This is a genomic window from Mycobacterium sp. NGS63 (assembly GCF_059812295.1).
In genome coordinates, this window is the sequence record NZ_JCALCJ010000001.1 from 25,088 (window position 1) to 40,779 (window position 15,692).

Here is a 15,692-nt window from a genome sequence, read left to right on the forward strand (position 1 = left end):
ATCGCGATCTGTGCGCAGTCTCGATGGCCTTAGAGCTCGGCGAGCGCGGCAAGGCAGGCCGCGCCCAGCGCGGCGGTGTCGACGCCCATCTGGCCCAGCGTCACCGTCCGCAGCGCCGCGCGGGGCGCGGCGGCGACCCAGTCGACGGCCACCTGCAGCGGGTGAATCGGATCGTCGACCGCGGCGACCACGGCCAGCGGCGCGGCCAGCCGGCTCAGCTCGGCGCGGCTGGGCGCGACGTAAGTTGCCGCCTCCTCCATGGCGTCGGGCAGCTGCGGCCACTGCGCCCGCCACGACCGGGCCAGCTCGTCGGCCAGCCACGGCGGGCTGGACGCCCGCATCTGCGTCGTCGTCGCCGCCAAGCCGTCGGCGCGCAACTGCGACGCCGAATACCGGGCGGCCAGCGCGGCCGGGGCATCCTCGGGGGCGCCGGCCCAGGCCGGCAGCGCGGCCAGCACGGCGACCGCGCGATCGGGGTGCGCCAGCGCCCAGGCGGCCGCCACCGCCGCGCCGATCGAGACGCCGCCCACGGCGATCGGGCCGTCGTGCGTGGCGTCGTCCAGCGCGCGCAGGTAGCCGTCGATCAACGCCTCCGGGCGCGGCGCCGGGGCGAGCAGCGTCGCGCCGGCCTCGCGCAGCGGACCCGAAAATGCCCGGTGGACGTAGTCGTGGTCGGATCCGGTGCCCGGCAGCAACACCGTGGTGACACCCCGCAAATCGACAGCCACCCCTCGATATTGCCCGCCGGCGAAGGTGGGTCCAACATCACGTTTGGTTGGTTTGGCGCCGGGGAACCAAGAGGTCTACGGTGTCCGTTGGCATTAGACAAGCCCGAGGCTTACCAAGCATCGTCAGGAGGGGCCATGGGGGCCCAAAGTTACTTGCGCCGGCTGACCCGTCGGTTGACGGAGGACCCGGAGCAGCTTGACTCCGAGGAATTGTCGGACGAAGTCGCAAGCACCGGCGCGCAGCGCGCGATCGATTGTGAGCGTGGCCAGGAGGTCACCATGATCGGCACCCTGCGCAGCGTGGAGATGAACGGCAAGGGGTGCTCCGGCGGGGTCCGCGCCGAACTGTTCGACGGCACCGACACCGTCACCCTGGTGTGGCTGGGCCAGCGCCGCATCCCGGGCATCGACTCGGGACGCACGCTTCGCGTGCGCGGCCGGATGGGCAAGCTCGAGAACGGGACCAAGGCCATCTACAACCCGCGCTACGAAATTGAGCGGTGACCGCTCGCCGGTGACCGCCGAGCGCGTCGGGCCGGAGCGCCTGCTGGCGCAGGTCGGCGGGGTCAGCGGCATCGTCTACTCGTCGCTGCCCGTCGTGGTCTTCGTGGCGGTGTCCGGGCTGTCCGGTTTGTTGCCCGCGATCGCGGCCGCGCTGGGCGCCGCGGGGCTGGTCTTGCTGTGGCGGCTGATCCGCCGCGACTCGACCCAGCCGGCGGTCTCGGGGTTCATCGGCGTCGCGGCGTGCGCGCTGATCGCCTACCTGGTCGGGCAGTCCAAGGGCTACTTCCTCATGGGCATCTGGATGTCGCTGCTGTGGGCGGTGGTGTTCGCGGTGTCGGTGCTGATCCGCCGGCCGCTCGTCGGCTACGCCTGGAGCTGGGCCGGCGGGCGCGATCGCGCTTGGCGCGACGTGCCGCGCGCGGTCTACGCGTTCGACGTCGCCACGCTGTGCTGGGTGCTGGTGTTCGGCGCCCGGTTCGTGGTGCAGCGCCTGCTCTACGACGCCGACCAGACCGGCTGGCTGGGCGTGGCGCGCATCGGGATGGGCTGGCCGCTGACCGTGCTGGCCGCGCTGGCGACCTACGTGGCGATCAAGGCCGCCCAGCGCGCGCTGCCCGCCGCGGAGGACCCCGCTGAAATCACAGCCGACTAGTCGCGCGGCTCGGCGTCGGGCAGCAGCAGCTTGCGCAGCTCCTCCTCGACCTCGGCGACCGCCACGAACAGCAGCTCGTCGCCGCCCTCCAGCGGCTCGTCGGCCTCGGGCACGATGACCCGCGGGCCGCGCAGGATCGTCACCAGCGACGCATCCCGCGGCAGCTGCAGCCGGCGCACCGGCTTGCCGCCCCACGGGGTGTCGTCGGGCAGCGTGATCTCGACCAGGTTGGCCTGCCCGCGGCGGAATTCCATGAGCCGCACCAGATCCCCGACGGCGACGGCCTCCTCGATCAGCGAGGCCAGCATGCGCGGGGTGGACACCGCCACGTCCACGCCCCAGGCGTCGGTGAACAGCCACTCGTTGCGGGGATCGTTGACCCGGGCCACCACCCGCGGCACCGCGAACTCGGTCTTGGCCAACAGGCTGAGCACCACATTGACCTTGTCGTCGCCGGTCGCGGCGACCACCACGTCGAAATCCTCCAGGTGCACCGACTGCAGCAGGCTCAGTTCGCAGGCGTCGCCCAGGCGCCAGTGCGCCGCCGGGATGGCGTCGACGTCGACGTGGTCGGGGTTGCGCTCGATCAGCGTCACGTCGTGGTCGTTGGCGACAAGCTCGCGGGTGACGGAGCGCCCCACCGCCCCGGCCCCGGCGACCGCTACCTTCATTTGCGCTGCTCTCCCGAGTCGAGGTCCTCACTGGGCGGCAGCGCCGCGATCGCGACCGCCTCGGCGGCGCGCCCGGATATCGCGGCGATGTAGACCTGGTCGCCGGCCTGGATGACGGTCTTGGGTTCCGGCAGCACCCCGGTGCCGAACCGGATCAAGAACGCCACCCGCGCGCCGGTGGCCCGCTCCAGGTCGGTGGCCCGACGCCCCACCCAGTCCTCGTGCAGCTCCAGCTCGGCCACGGCGACGGTGCCGGTCGGGTCGCGCCACTTGGCGGTCTCGCTCTCCCGGGTCAGCGCGTTGAGCAGGCGGTCGGTGGTCCACGGCACCGTGGCGATGGTGGGGATGCCGAGGCGCTCGTAGACCTCGGCGCGCTTGGCGTCGTAGATGCGGGCGACGACGCGCCCCACGCCGAAGGTCTCCCGGGCCAGCCGGGCCGAGATGATGTTGGAGTTGTCCCCGGAGGACACCGCAGCGAACGCGTCGGCCTCCTCGATGCCGGCCCGCAGCAACACGTCCCGGTCGAATCCCTGGCCCAGCACCCGCTCGCCGGCGAATTCCGGGCTCAGCCGGTTGAAGGCGGCGCTGTCGCGGTCGATGACGGCGACATCGTGGCCGATTCGGGACAGTCCGTCGGCCAGGGAGGAGCCCACCCGGCCGCAACCCATCACCACCACGCGCACTGAGGTCCTCCCGGCTGGGTCCTGCGCTGTTCAATCGGCAACCCGGGCTGGCCAGCCGATTCGGTACGTCCGCAACATTCTCGCCTACGGAACGCTACCAAGCCCGGGTGGGCTTACCCTTGGCTCTCGTGTCCAAACTTTCGACCGCTGCGCGCCGGCTGCTCATCGGGCGGCCGTTTCGCAGCGACCGGTTGAGTCACACCCTGCTGCCCAAGCGGATCGCGCTACCGGTGTTCGCCTCGGACGCGCTGTCGTCGGTGGCGTACGCGCCCGAGGAAGTCTTCCTGATGCTCTCGGTGGCCGGGGTGACCGCGTACGCGCTGACGCCCTGGATCGGCCTGGCCGTGGCCGCGGTCATGCTCGTGGTGGTGGCCAGCTACCGGCAGAACGTGCACGCCTACCCGTCGGGCGGCGGCGACTTCGAGGTGGTCACCACCAACCTCGGCGACACGGCCGGCCTCGTCGTCGCGAGCGCCCTGATGGTGGATTACGTTCTGACCGTTGCGGTTTCGACGGCGTCGGCGATGTCGAACATCGGCTCGGCGATCCCGGTCGTGGCCCAGCACAAGGTGTTCTTCTGCGTGGCCGCCATCTTGTTGGTGATGGCGCTGAACCTGCGCGGGGTCCGCGAGTCGGGTGTGGCCTTCGCCATCCCGACGTATGCGTTCATCTTCGGGGTCCTCGTCATGATCGGCTGGGGGTTGTTCCGCATCTTCGTGCTGGGCGACCCGCTGCGCGCGGAATCCGCCGGGTTCCAGATGCACGCCGCGCACGGCCAGATCGTCGGGTTCGCGTTGGCCTTCCTGGTGGCGCGGTCCTTTTCGTCGGGCTGCGCGGCGCTGACCGGTGTCGAGGCGATCAGCAACGGGGTGCCGGCGTTCGAGAAACCCAAGTCGCGCAACGCCGCGACGACGCTGCTGATGCTGGGCGGCATCGCGGTGACGCTGTTGATGGGGATCATCGTGCTGGCCGAGAAGATCGGGGTGCAGCTCGTCGAGGACCCGGCGACGCAGCTGACCGGCGCCCCGCCCGACTACTACCAGAAGACGCTGGTCGCCCAGCTGGCCGAGACGGTGTTCGGCAGCTTCCACATCGGCTTCCTGCTGATCGCCACGGTGACCGCGCTGATCCTGGTGCTGGCGGCCAACACCGCGTTCAACGGGTTCCCGGTGCTGGGTTCGGTGCTGGCGCAGCACAGCTACCTGCCGCGCCAATTGCACACGCGCGGAGACCGATTGGCGTTCTCCAACGGGATCCTGTTCCTGTCGGCGGCGGCCCTGCTGGCGATCATCGCGTTCCGCGCCGAGGTCACCGCGCTGATCCAGCTGTACATCGTCGGGGTGTTCATCTCGTTTACGCTCAGCCAGATCGGCATGGTGCGGCACTGGACGCGGTTGCTGCGCACCGAGACCGACCCGCGGATGCGGCGCAAGATGATGCGCTCGCGGGTGGTCAACACGGTGGGGCTGCTGTCCACCGGGACGGTGCTCTTGGTCGTGCTGATCACCAAGTTCGCCGCGGGGGCCTGGATCGCGCTGTTCGCGATGAGTCTGCTGTTCGGGATCATGAAGATGATCCATCGGCACTACCACACCGTCAGCCGGGAACTGGAGGAGCAGGAGGCCGCCCAGCACGACGTGGTGTTGCCCAGCCGCAACCACGCCCTGGTGCTGGTGTCCAAGCTGCACCTGCCGACCCTGCGCGCGCTGGCGTATGCGCGCGCGACCCGCCCGGATGCGCTCGAGGCGCTGACGGTCAGCGTCGACGACGCCGAAACCCGCGACCTGGTGCACAAGTGGGAGGAAAGCGATATCAGTGTGCCGCTCAAGGTCATTGCGTCGCCGTACCGTGAGGTCACCCGACCGGTGCTCGACTACGTCAAGCGGGTCAGCAAGGAGTCGCCGCGCACGGTGGTGACGGTGTTCATCCCCGAATACGTGGTGGGCCACTGGTGGGAGCAGGTGCTGCACAACCAGAGCGCGCTGCGGCTCAAGGGCCGACTGTTGTTCATGCCCAACGTGATGGTCACTTCCGTTCCCTGGCAACTGAATTCGTCGGAGCGGCTCAAGACATTCCAACCGCACGCGGCGCCCGGCGACGCCCGGCGGGGCATCTTCGATTGAGCACCGAGCTGACGCTGGTCGCCGGCGCCCCCGCCAACGGTGGCAGCTGCGTGGCGCACCACGAGGGTCGCGTCGTGTTCGTCCGCTACGCCCTGCCCGGCGAGCGGGTGCGGGTGCGCGTCAGCGCGCAGCGCGAATCCTATTGGCACGCCGAGGTTGTCGAGGTGCTCGAGCCGTCGGACGATCGCATCGCGCCGCTGTGCCCCATCGCCGGGGTGGACGGCGCCGGGTGTTGCGATCTGGCGTTCGCCGCCCCGGCGGCCGCGCGGGCGCTCAAGGGGCGGGTCGTGGCCAACCAGCTGGAGCGCCTCGGCGGGCAGCAGTGGAGCGGCGACGCCGAGCCGTTGTCGCCGGAGGCGACCGGGTGGCGCACGCGGGTGCGGCTGGACGTGGGCGCCGATGGCCGGCCGGGTTTTCACCGCTATCACAGCGACGAGCTGGTCGGCGACCTGCGCTGCGCGCAGCTGCCGCCGGGAATGCTGGACGGGCTGGCCGACGTCGACTGGCCGCCGGGCGCGCATCTGCACGTGGTGATCGACGACGACGGCGAGCGCCACGTGGTGTGCAGCCGGCGCCAGGGCAGGCGGACGGCGACGACGGTGGCCGAGGGCGGCTACGAGGCGGTGCAGCGGGTGGGCGCGCGCCGCTGGCGGGTGCCCGTCACGGCGTTCTGGCAGGCGCACCGGGACGCGGCGGCGGTCTACAGCGGCCTGGTCGCCGACTGGGCGCAACCCGATGCGGGCGCGACGGTCTGGGATCTCTACGGCGGCGCGGGGGTTTTCGCGGCCGCGCTGGGCCAGGCGGTGGGGGAGTCGGGGCGGGTGCTGAGCGTGGACACGTCGCGCTCGGCGACGCGGGCGGCGCGCGCCGCGCTGGCCGACCTGCCCCAGGTCGACGTCGTCACCGACTCGGTGCGGCGCGCGCTGACCGCCCAAGGCGCACCGGCACAGGTCGCGGTGCTGGATCCGCCGCGGGCCGGCGCCGGGCGCGAGGTCATCGACCTGCTGGCCGCCGCCGGCGTGCCGCGCGTGGTCCACATCGGTTGCGAGGCCGCGTCTTTCGCCCGCGATGTCGGGCTGTACCGCGGCCACGGCTACACCGTTGCAAAGATCCGGGTGTTCGACGCGTTCCCGCTGACCCATCACACCGAAAGCGTTGCGCTGCTGACCCGTTAGCCCCTTTTCTCGCCGAGACTGCGCTCAGCGCGTCAAAACCGGGCCGAAAGGCGATCTGGGCGCAGTCTCGGCGCGGCCGTCAGGCCAGCGCGAAATACCGCAGCCACAGGTAGCCGGCCGCGATGGCCACCGAGACCGCCGTGACCACCGCGCCCTTGCGGGTGAACTCCCAAAACGAGATGGGATTGTCTGCGCGCCGGGCGATCCCGAGCAGGACGATGTTGGCGCTGGCGCCGACGGCGGTGAGGTTGCCGCCGAAGTCGGTGCCCAGCGCCAGCGCCCACCACACCGCGCCGGTGTGGTCGTGCAGCGCGGGCACCAGGCCCGCGACGATCGGCGCCATCGTCGCGGCGTAGGGGACGTTGTCGACGATGCCGCTGACCACGGTCGACACGCCCAGGATCACCATCGTCGCGACCATGGTGTTGCCGCCGGTGGCGGTGATCGCCAGATGGGCCAGCTGCTTGACGACGCCCGTCTTCACCAGGGCGCCGACCATGATGAACAGCCCCGCGAAGAACAGCAGCGTGTCCCACTCGACGCTGGACAGGTAGTCGGAGCGCTCCAGCCGGGACACCGCGACCAGGATGCCGGCGCCCAACAGCGCCACCACGGAGGGATCCATGTGCAGCGCCGAGTGTCCGATGAACGCCGCGAACACCGCCACCAGCACCACGCCGCACGTGATGAGCAAGCGGGGATTGCGGATGGCCTCGCGCTCCTCGAGGCCCATCACGTCGGCCACCCGCGCGGGGTCGACGTCGAACGCGCCGCGAAACAGCCTGGGCAGCAACGCGATCAGGACGACGATCACGATGACCACGATCGGCGCCAGGTGGATGAGGAAGTCGTTGAAGCTCAGGCCGGCCTTGCTGGCGATGATGATGTTGGGCGGGTCGCCGACCAGTGTCGCCGTGCCACCGATGTTGGAGGCGAACGCCTCGGCCATCAGGAACGGTGCGGCGTTGATCGCCAGGCGCTCGCACACCAGCAGCGTCACCGGGGCGATGAGCAACACCGTGGTGACGTTGTCCAGCAGCGCCGAGGCGATCGCGGTGACCAGCGCCAGCAGGATCATGATGCGCAGCGGGGATCCCTTGGCGCGCTTGGCCGCCCAGATCGCGGTGTATTCGAACACCCCGGTCTGGCGCAACACGCTGACGATGATCATCATCCCGACGAGCAAAAAGATGACGTCCCAGTCGATTCCGGTGTCGTGTGAGTAGAAGATGTCGTTGGACGTGATGATCGGGAGCATGACCACGATGCCGGCGCCGGCCAGTGCCACCAGGGTCTTGTTGAAGCGGTCGCTGGCGATCAGCGCATAGGCGACGACGAACACGACGACCGCGATAACGCCCATCGAATTCGAGATCAAGGCTTCAGCGCCGCCGCCAGGACGCGGGATGCCGTGACCACCCCGATCAATGCGCCGTCCTTGACGACGGCGACCAGCGGGCTGCGCAGCCGCGCCATGAGCGCGGCCACCTCGATGATGGTGTCGTCGGCCTTGGCCGGCGGGATGTCGACCAGGTGATCGGGCAGCACGTCGCGCACCGTCTTGCCGCTCAGCCGTTCGGCGCAGCGGTCGGCCGCGGATTCGTTGAGCACACCGGCCAGCGACGGGTCGTCCTGCACGTAGCGGGGCACGATGAACCGCACCACCTGGGAGGCGGGCAGCACCGCGTACGGACGCCCCGACGCGTCGGTGACCAGAAGCCCGGGCAGTCGGTGCTCGGCGAGCATGCGGGCGGCGTCCAGTGCGTCCGCGTCGATGCCGACGACGGGAAAATCCTCGACGATGTGCTCGGCGCGCATGGTGTGACGATACGTCCGAAGCGCCGCGGCGGCTGGGCTCATGGCGTGCTCCTCGGTCGGCAGAAGACTTGCCGACCAGGCTTCCCGGCTCACCCGCGGATTGACGCTACCAAAGGTGCGGTGATCGCTGCGTAGACTGACGGGATGCTCGAACAGATCCGCGGGCCCGCTGATCTGGCGCACCTGTCCCAACAGCAGCTCCGCGATCTGGCCGGCGAGATTCGCGAGTTCCTGATCCACAAGGTCGCCGCCACCGGGGGGCATTTGGGGCCCAACCTGGGTGTCGTCGAGCTGACGCTGGCGCTGCACCGGGTGTTCGACTCCCCGCACGACCCGATCATCTTCGACACCGGCCACCAGGCCTACGTGCACAAGATGCTGACCGGGCGCTCGCACGACTTCGAGAGCCTGCGCAAAAAGGGCGGCCTGTCGGGGTATCCGTCGCGCGCCGAGAGCGAGCACGACTGGGTCGAGTCCAGCCACGCCAGCGCGGCGCTGTCGTACGCCGACGGCCTGGCCAAGGCGTTCGAGCTGAGCGGGCACCGCAACCGGCACGTTGTCGCGGTGGTCGGCGACGGCGCGCTGACCGGCGGCATGTGCTGGGAGGCGCTCAACAACATCGCCGCCTCGCGCCGGCCGGTGATCATCGTCGTCAACGACAACGGCCGCAGCTACGCGCCCACCATCGGCGGGGTCGCCGACCACCTGGCCACGCTGCGGCTGCAGCCGGCCTACGAGCAGGCCCTGGAGCGCGGCCGCGACATGGTGCGCTCGCTGCCGCTGTTCGGCCAGCTCGCCTACCGCTTCATGCACAGCGTCAAGGCAGGCATCAAGGACTCGCTGTCCCCGCAGCTGCTGTTCACCGACCTCGGCCTGAAGTACGTCGGGCCGGTCGACGGCCACGACGAGCGCGCGGTGGAGGTGGCGCTGCGCCACGCCCGCGGCTTCGGCCGGCCGGTGATCGTTCACGTCGTGACCCGCAAGGGCATGGGCTACGGGCCGGCCGAGGACGACGAGGCCGAGCAGATGCATTCCTGCGGCGTGATCGACCCCGCCACGGGGCTGGCCACCAAGGTCGCCGGCCCCAGCTGGACGGCGACCTTCTCCGACGCGCTCATCGCCTACGCCAGGAAGCGCCGCGACGTCGTGGCCATCACCGCGGCCATGCCCGGGCCCACCGGGCTGACGGCGTTCGGGCAGCAGTTCCCGGACCGCCTGTTCGACGTCGGCATCGCCGAGCAACACGCGATGACGTCGGCGGCCGGGCTGGCGATGGGCGGCATGCACCCGGTGGTCGCCATCTATTCGACGTTCCTCAACCGGGCGTTCGACCAGATCATGATGGACGTCGCGCTGCACCGGCTGCCCGTCACGATGGTGCTCGACCGGGCGGGGGTCACCGGGTCCGACGGCGCCAGCCACAACGGGGTGTGGGACCTGTCGATCCTCAACGTCGTGCCCGGCGTCCGGGTCGCCGCGCCGCGCGACGCCACCCGGCTGCGCGAGGAACTCGGCGAGGCCCTCGACATCGACGACGGCCCGACGGCGATCCGCTTCCCCAAAGGCGATGTGGGCGAAGACATCCCGGCACTGGAACGCCGCTCCGGGGTGGACGTGCTCGCGGTGCCGGCCGCGGGGTGCAACCACGACGTCCTGCTGGTGGCCGTCGGCGCGTTCGTGCCGATGGCGCTCGAGGTGGCCAAGCGGCTGCACAACCAGGGGATCGGGGTCACGGTCGTCGACCCGCGTTGGGTGCTGCCGGTGTCCGACGGCGTCGTCGCGATGGCCGCGCAGCACAAGCTGGTCGTCACGTGCGAGGACAACGGCGTCAACGGCGGCGTGGGGTCGGCGGTGTCGGCGGCGCTGCGCCGCGCGGACATCGACACGCCCTGCCGCGACGTCGGGCTGCCGCAGCAGTTCTACGAGCACGCCTCGCGCGGCGAGGTGCTGGCCGACCAGGGGCTGACCGACCAGGACATCGCGCGCCGCATCACCGGCTGGGTCGCGGCGCTGGGCGCTAAGGTCACCGACGCCACCGAGGCCGAGATCCGGGAGCACCTCGACTAATTTGCATTGACTCTGCGTCTACGGCGCAAAAGTGCGAGAGCGTCGCGCCGTGAGCGCAGAGTGAACGCAGACTAACCCAGCGCCCGCGCCAGCGCGGGATCGACGAGCTCGCGCTGCCACGACCGCGCCTGCCCGGCGCGCAGAAACTCGTCGATGGCCGTCAACGGGTCGGGCGCGGGCTCCCAGTCCCAGCACAGCCGTCGCACCAGATCGGGCGAGATCAGGTTTTCGGTGGGGACACCCACCCGCTCCGAGACTTCGCCCAGCGCCGCGCGGGCGGCCTCCAGCCTTGCGGCGGCCTCGGGCTTGCGCCTGCCCCACCGCGCCGGTGGCGGCGGGCCGTTCGGCGGCTCGGCGGTCTCCGGCGGGTCCTGGCTTTGCCGGGCGGCCTTGAGCGCGGCCAGCCAGACCTCGGCGCTGCGCCGCTGGTTGCGCCCGCCGAACACCGGCAGCGCGACGAGCTCCTCGACCGTCTTGGGGTCGGCGACGGCGGCGTCGATGATCGCCGAATCCGGCAACACCCGGCGCGGGGCGATGTCGCGGCGCTGGGCGATGCGGTCGCGCGCCAGCCACAGTTCGCGCACCGCGGCCAAACCGCGGCGGTCGCGCACCCGGTGGATCCCCGACGTCCGGCGCCAGCGGTCGCGCCGGGCGGCCGGCGCGCCGTCGCCGTCGCCCGTCTTGAAGGCCCGCAGGTAGTCGAATTCCTCTGCGGCCCAATCGGTTTTGCCCTGCTCGGCCAGAACGTCGGAGATCGCCGCCCGCAGCTCGATGAGCAACTCCACGTCCAGGGCCGCGTAGTTGAGCCACTCGGTGGGCAGCGGGCGCTTGGACCAGTCGGCCGCGCCGTGCCCCTTGGCCAGCCCGAAGCCCAGCAGCCGCTCGACCATGGTCGCCAGGTTCACCCGGTCGAACCCCGCGAGCCGCCCGGCGAGCTCGGTGTCGTAGAGGGCCGGCGGCCGCATGCCGACCTCGGCCAGGCACGGCAGGTCCTGGTCGGCGGAGTGCAGGATCCACTCGTCGGTGCTCAACACCTCGGCGACCGGCCGCAGCGCGGTCAGCGGGTCGGCGCCGTGGCTGACGGGGTCGACGAGCACCGTGCCGGCGCCCGCGCGCCGGATCTGGATCAGGTAGGCCCGGTTGGAGTAGCGGAAACCCGAGGCCCGCTCGGCGTCTACCGCGAACGGCCCGCGCCCGCGGTCCAGCAGTCGCGCGGCCGCCTCGATGTCGCGGACCGTCACCGCGAGATCGGGGATGCCGTCGGCCGGGTGGGGTAGCGGGGTGGGCTCAGGGGTGTTGCCGGGGGTTGCCGGTTCGCCCATGTCAGGCGCGTGACCGCGAGCTCAGGTCGGTGACTCCGGTCGGCGGCAGGCCCGCCGCGTGCTCGAGCACTTCGCAGAACGCCTCCACGTGCGCCCCGACGTCGGGGGTGGTCGCCGTCCACGACGCGCGCAGCTCCAGCTGGTGGGCGCGGGGAGGTCCGGAGATGTCGCCGTAGCGCACCGAGGTGGTGGCGGTGACGGTCCCGCCCAGGGCGGTGGTGTGCTCGAGGCGGGCCTGCAGCGCCTCGACCAGCCAGCTCCACGCGACCTCGGGTAGCAGGGGGTCGACGGCCTCGCTGGGGTCGAGGTCGGCCTGGATGTAGGCGACCAGGCGGATGGTGCCGTCCCAGGCGTCGGCGCCGTCCGGGTCGTACAAAAGGATCAGCCGGCCGAACGCGTCGCCCTCGGAGCGCTCCGGGACGATCTCGAGGTCGGGATGCTTGACCTCGGCGCCCAGCGCGTAGCTGAAGGGCGCCAGGCGCTGCGGCGGGCGGATCGGGCCCAGCTCGATCTCCGGCCGCACGGAGACGGCGTTCATCGCCGCCACCGCCTCGCGGAATGGGGCCGGTTCAGTCGAGCTCACAGCGTTCGACGGTAGACCTATCGACCGACCCGCCGAAACAGGCGCGCCGAATTTCGCGGCCGTCGCGACCAAGCCGTTACCGGGGCCTAGCGGCGCCCTAGTGAGGGCATAAGGCCTGGTCAAGCGAATCGTGCGGGGCGCTTCTCGCGGTGGGCGGCCAGCCCCTCCCGCACGTCGGGGCCGCTGAAACTGAGGAATTCCAGGCCCACCGACGTCTCGAACGTGGGCCCCATCATGCGGTACCAGTGGTTGAGGCTGCGCTTGGTCCACTGGATGGCGTTCTGCGCGCCCTGCGCCAGGTTCTCGGCGATGCGGGTGGCCGTCGGCAGCACGTCGTCGTCGTCGACGCAGGTGGACACCAACCCGATGCGCTCGGCCTCCTCCCCGAGCAGGGTCTCGCAGGTCAGCAGGTAGTACTTGGCCTTGGCCATGCCGACCAGCAGCGGCCAGCAGATCGCGGCGTGGTCGCCGGCGGCCACCCCGAGCTTGGTGTGCCCGTCGATGAGCTTGGCGGTGCGGCCCGCGACGGAGATGTCGGCGAGCAGGGCCACCACCAGGCCCGCGCCCACCGCCGGCCCGCGGATCGCCGAGACGACGGGCGTGTCGCAGTTGATCATGTTGTGCACCAGGTCGCGGGCCTCGCGCATGATGCGAATCCGGCCCTCGTAGTCGCCGATGGTCTCGTCGATCAGGTCGAAGCTGCCGCCGGACGAGAAGGCCTTGCCCTCGCCGCGGACCAGGACGACGCGCACGGCCGGGTCGCGGTCGATCACCGGCCACACGTCGGCGAGGTCGCGGTGCATCTGCGGCCCCACCGAATTCAGCCCGGGAGAGTCGAGAACCAGCGTCAGCACCCCGTTCTGGCCGGCTTCGAAGCGGAGGCTGGGGAACTCGTCATAATTCGGCATGGTCGGATCGCTCCTGGACGTCATGGCAGCATTGACTTCGATGAGTACTCGTCGCGACCTTACCGAGTCGCCGTATCTGGCCACCGTCGCCGGGCGCAAGCCCGGCCGGGTCCCGGTGTGGTTCATGCGGCAGGCCGGTCGCTCGCTGCCCGAATACCGGGCGCTGCGCGAGCGGCACAGCATGCTCGAGGCCTGCTTCGAGCCCGAGGTGGCCTGCGAGATCACGCTGCAGCCGATCCGCCGCCACGGCGTCGACGCGGCAATCCTGTTCTCCGACATCGTGGTGCCGCTGCGCGCCGCGGGCGTCGACCTGGACATCGTTCCCGACGTCGGGCCGGTGATCGCCCACCCGGTGCGCACCGAAGACGACGTGGACGCGATGAAACCCCTTGACCCGCAAGCGGTTCAGCCGATCGCGGATGCGGTGTCGCTGCTCGTGGGAGCGCTGGGCGAGGTGCCGCTGATCGGCTTCGCCGGGGCGCCGTTCACGCTGGCGTCCTACCTCGTCGAGGGCGGGCCCAGCCGCAACCACGCCCGCACCAAGGCGATGATGCTGGCCGAACCGCACAGCTGGCACGCGTTGATGGAGAAGCTGACCGACCTCACCATCGCGTTCCTGCGCGCCCAGATCGAGGCGGGGGTGGACGCCATCCAGGTCTTCGACTCGTGGGCGGGGACGCTGTCGCTGGCCGACTACCGCCAAAGCGTGCTGCCGCACAGTTCGCGGGTGTTCGCCACGCTGTCCGAGTACGGCGTGCCGATGACGCACTTCGGGGTCGGGACCGCCGAATTGCTGGGCGCCATGTCGGGGGCGCTGAAGTGCGGCATGAGGCCCGGGCTGGCCACCGCCGTGGGCGTGGACTGGCGCACCTCGCTCGTCGACGCCGCCGCCCGCGTCGAGCCCGGCACCGCGCTGCAGGGCAACCTCGACCCGGTGATGCTGCTGGCCGGCTGGCCGGTGACCGAACGCGCCGCGCGGGCCGTCATCGACGACGGGCGGCGTGCCGTCGACGCCGGTGCCGCCGGCCACGTCTTCAATCTCGGCCACGGGGTGCTGCCCGAGACCGACCCCGGCCTGCTGACCGAGCTGGTATCGCTGGTCCACTCGCTATGAGCTCGCGCTCGTATTGCGTTGTCGGCGGCGGGATTTCGGGGCTGACGGCGGCCTACCGGCTGCGGATGGCCTTTGGCGCCGATGCGACGATCACGGTGTTCGAGCCCGGGGAGCTCGGCGGCGTCCTGCGCACCGAGGAGGTCGCCGGGCGGCCGATGGACCTGGGCGCCGAGGCGTTCGTGCTGCGCCGGCCCGAAATGCCGGCGCTGCTGGCCGAGCTGGGCCTGTCCGGGCGGCAGCTGTCCACCACCGGCGCCCGGCCCCTGATCTACAGCGGGCGCGAGCTGCACCCGCTGCCGGCCGGCACCGTCGCCGGGATCCCGTCGTCGGCGGCGTCGGTCGCGGGGCTGGTCGACGGGGCGACGCTCGCGCGCATCGAGGCCGAGCCGTCGCGCCCGCTGGGCTGGCGCCCCGGCGTCGACCCCGCCGTGGCCGAGCTGGTGGGCGACCGGTTCGGCGAGCAGGTGGTGGCCCGGTCGGTGGACCCCCTGCTCAGCGGGGTGTACGCGGGCTCGGCGGCGACGATCGGCCTGCGTGCGGCGGCCCCCGGCGTCGCGGCCGCCCTGGATCGCGGCGCGGCCAGCCTGACCGACGCGGTGCGGCAGGCGCTGCCGCCGGCCACGGGCGCGCCGGTGTTCGGCGCGCTGGACGGCGGCTACCGGACGCTGCTCGACGAGCTCGTCGAGCGCGCCCGGGTGCGCTGGGTGCGCGCGGCGGTGCAGCGGCTCGAGCCGGGCTGGGAGCTGCACGACGACACCGGCGCCCGCTGGCACGCCGATGCCGTGGTCCTGGCGGTCCCGGCCCCGCGGCTGGCACGGCTCCTCGAGGGTGTCGCGCCGCGTAGCGCTGAGGCCGCCCTCCGGATCCAGAGCGCGTCGTCGGTGGTGGTGGCGCTCGCGGTGCCGGGCAACACGCCGTTTCCCGAGTGCTCCGGCGTGCTGGTGGCCAGCGGTGAACCGTTGCGCGCCAAGGCGATTACGCTGTCGTCACGCAAGTGGGGCATCGAGGGCGACGTGCAATTTTTGCGGCTGTCGTTCGGGCGGTTCGGTGACCAGGTGGCCAAGAGCGCCACCGACGACGAGCTGCTGGGGTGGGCGCTGAGCGACCTCGTCGATGTGTTCGGGCTCGCCGTCGACCCGGTCGACGCCCGCGTGCAGCGCTGGGTCGACGCGATGCCGCAGTACGGGCCCGGGCACGCGGACGTGGTCGCCGAGGTGCGCGCGGGCCTGCCCCCGACGCTCGCCGTGGCCGGCAGCTTCCTGGACGGCATCGGCGTGCCGGCCTGCATCGGGGCGGCCGGACGCGCGATCGAGGCGCTGCACGCGGAAATGGCACGATAGGGCT

Annotated in this window: 15 protein-coding genes; 7 read left to right on the top strand and 8 right to left on the bottom strand. The window is 71.5% G+C overall.

Going from position 1 to position 15,692, the window contains the following annotated elements:
• Positions 1 to 29: 29 nt before the first annotated feature.
• Positions 30 to 728, bottom strand: coding sequence for an alpha/beta hydrolase (locus tag AC5Y4Z_RS00160; protein ID WP_499960206.1), 699 nt, complete (start codon positions 726 to 728; stop codon positions 30 to 32).
• 135 nt (positions 729 to 863) lie between these two features.
• Between AC5Y4Z_RS00160 and AC5Y4Z_RS00165 the strand changes: the two genes are divergently transcribed.
• Together AC5Y4Z_RS00165 and AC5Y4Z_RS00170 are read left to right on the top strand one after the other, a co-directional pair.
• Positions 864 to 1,232, top strand: a complete 369-nt coding sequence (locus AC5Y4Z_RS00165; RefSeq protein ID WP_499960207.1) for an OB-fold nucleic acid binding domain-containing protein — start codon at positions 864 to 866, stop codon at positions 1,230 to 1,232.
• 10 nt (positions 1,233 to 1,242) lie between these two features.
• Positions 1,243 to 1,884 carry a DUF3159 domain-containing protein gene (locus AC5Y4Z_RS00170; protein ID WP_499960895.1) on the top strand — a complete coding sequence of 214 codons (642 nt, stop codon included), beginning with the start codon at positions 1,243 to 1,245 and terminating at the stop codon, positions 1,882 to 1,884.
• Here the strand turns inward: AC5Y4Z_RS00170 and AC5Y4Z_RS00175 are convergent.
• Entirely contained in the window at positions 1,881 to 2,555 is a 675-nt protein-coding gene (locus AC5Y4Z_RS00175) for a potassium channel family protein (protein WP_499960208.1), read from the bottom strand. The two genes, AC5Y4Z_RS00170 and AC5Y4Z_RS00175, sit on opposite strands and share 4 nt — an antisense overlap.
• Complete coding sequence (locus AC5Y4Z_RS00180; RefSeq protein ID WP_499960209.1) at positions 2,552 to 3,238, bottom strand: potassium channel family protein; 687 nt, start codon at positions 3,236 to 3,238, stop codon at positions 2,552 to 2,554. The genes AC5Y4Z_RS00175 and AC5Y4Z_RS00180 overlap by 4 nt, the downstream gene beginning before the upstream one ends.
• 128 nt (positions 3,239 to 3,366) lie before the next feature.
• Here AC5Y4Z_RS00180 and AC5Y4Z_RS00185 point away from each other — a divergent pair, with 128 nt between their 5' ends.
• Both AC5Y4Z_RS00185 and AC5Y4Z_RS00190 read left to right on the top strand, forming a co-directional pair.
• Positions 3,367 to 5,361: an APC family permease gene (locus AC5Y4Z_RS00185; RefSeq protein WP_499960210.1), complete on the top strand. Its 1,995-nt coding sequence runs from the start codon at positions 3,367 to 3,369 to the stop codon at positions 5,359 to 5,361.
• Positions 5,358 to 6,536: a class I SAM-dependent RNA methyltransferase gene (locus AC5Y4Z_RS00190; protein ID WP_499960211.1), complete on the top strand. Its 1,179-nt coding sequence runs from the start codon at positions 5,358 to 5,360 to the stop codon at positions 6,534 to 6,536. Before AC5Y4Z_RS00185 ends, AC5Y4Z_RS00190 begins: the two co-directional genes overlap by 4 nt.
• Positions 6,537 to 6,615: 79 nt before the next feature.
• On the opposite strand, the gene AC5Y4Z_RS00195 is transcribed toward AC5Y4Z_RS00190, so the two are convergent.
• Together AC5Y4Z_RS00195 and AC5Y4Z_RS00200 are read right to left on the bottom strand one after the other, a co-directional pair.
• The gene (locus tag AC5Y4Z_RS00195) at positions 6,616 to 7,899 is read right to left on the bottom strand and encodes an ArsB/NhaD family transporter (protein WP_499960212.1); all 1,284 of its coding nucleotides are present in this window, start codon (positions 7,897 to 7,899) and stop codon (positions 6,616 to 6,618) included.
• 11 nt (positions 7,900 to 7,910) lie between these two features.
• Entirely contained in the window at positions 7,911 to 8,354 is a 444-nt protein-coding gene (locus tag AC5Y4Z_RS00200) for a CBS domain-containing protein (protein WP_499960896.1), read from the bottom strand.
• 144 nt (positions 8,355 to 8,498) lie between these two features.
• Between AC5Y4Z_RS00200 and dxs the strand changes: the two genes are divergently transcribed.
• The gene (gene dxs / locus AC5Y4Z_RS00205) at positions 8,499 to 10,421 is read left to right on the top strand and encodes a 1-deoxy-D-xylulose-5-phosphate synthase (protein WP_499960213.1); all 1,923 of its coding nucleotides are present in this window, start codon (positions 8,499 to 8,501) and stop codon (positions 10,419 to 10,421) included.
• Between the two features lie 71 nt (positions 10,422 to 10,492).
• On the opposite strand, the gene AC5Y4Z_RS00210 is transcribed toward dxs, so the two are convergent.
• The 3 genes from AC5Y4Z_RS00210 to AC5Y4Z_RS00220 all read right to left on the bottom strand — a co-directional run bounded on the left by AC5Y4Z_RS00210 (position 10,493) and on the right by AC5Y4Z_RS00220 (position 13,234).
• On the bottom strand, positions 10,493 to 11,743 hold the full coding sequence (locus tag AC5Y4Z_RS00210; protein WP_499960214.1) for an HRDC domain-containing protein: 1,251 nt from the start codon (positions 11,741 to 11,743) through the stop codon (positions 10,493 to 10,495).
• A 1-nt stretch (position 11,744) separates the two neighbouring features.
• Positions 11,745 to 12,281 carry a DUF3000 domain-containing protein gene (locus tag AC5Y4Z_RS00215; RefSeq protein WP_499960897.1) on the bottom strand — a complete coding sequence of 179 codons (537 nt, stop codon included), beginning with the start codon at positions 12,279 to 12,281 and terminating at the stop codon, positions 11,745 to 11,747.
• Positions 12,282 to 12,445: 164 nt separating this feature from the next.
• Positions 12,446 to 13,234, bottom strand: coding sequence for an enoyl-CoA hydratase/isomerase family protein (locus AC5Y4Z_RS00220; protein ID WP_499960898.1), 789 nt, complete (start codon positions 13,232 to 13,234; stop codon positions 12,446 to 12,448).
• A 40-nt stretch (positions 13,235 to 13,274) separates the two neighbouring features.
• On the opposite strand from AC5Y4Z_RS00220, the gene hemE reads away from it, so the two are divergent.
• Positions 13,275 to 14,348 carry a uroporphyrinogen decarboxylase gene (hemE, locus tag AC5Y4Z_RS00225; protein WP_499960215.1) on the top strand — a complete coding sequence of 358 codons (1,074 nt, stop codon included), beginning with the start codon at positions 13,275 to 13,277 and terminating at the stop codon, positions 14,346 to 14,348.
• A complete protein-coding gene (locus tag AC5Y4Z_RS00230; RefSeq protein WP_499960216.1) occupies positions 14,345 to 15,688 on the top strand; it encodes a protoporphyrinogen oxidase in 1,344 nt (447 codons plus the stop codon). Before hemE ends, AC5Y4Z_RS00230 begins: the two co-directional genes overlap by 4 nt.
• The last annotated feature ends 4 nt before the right edge of the window (positions 15,689 to 15,692 follow it).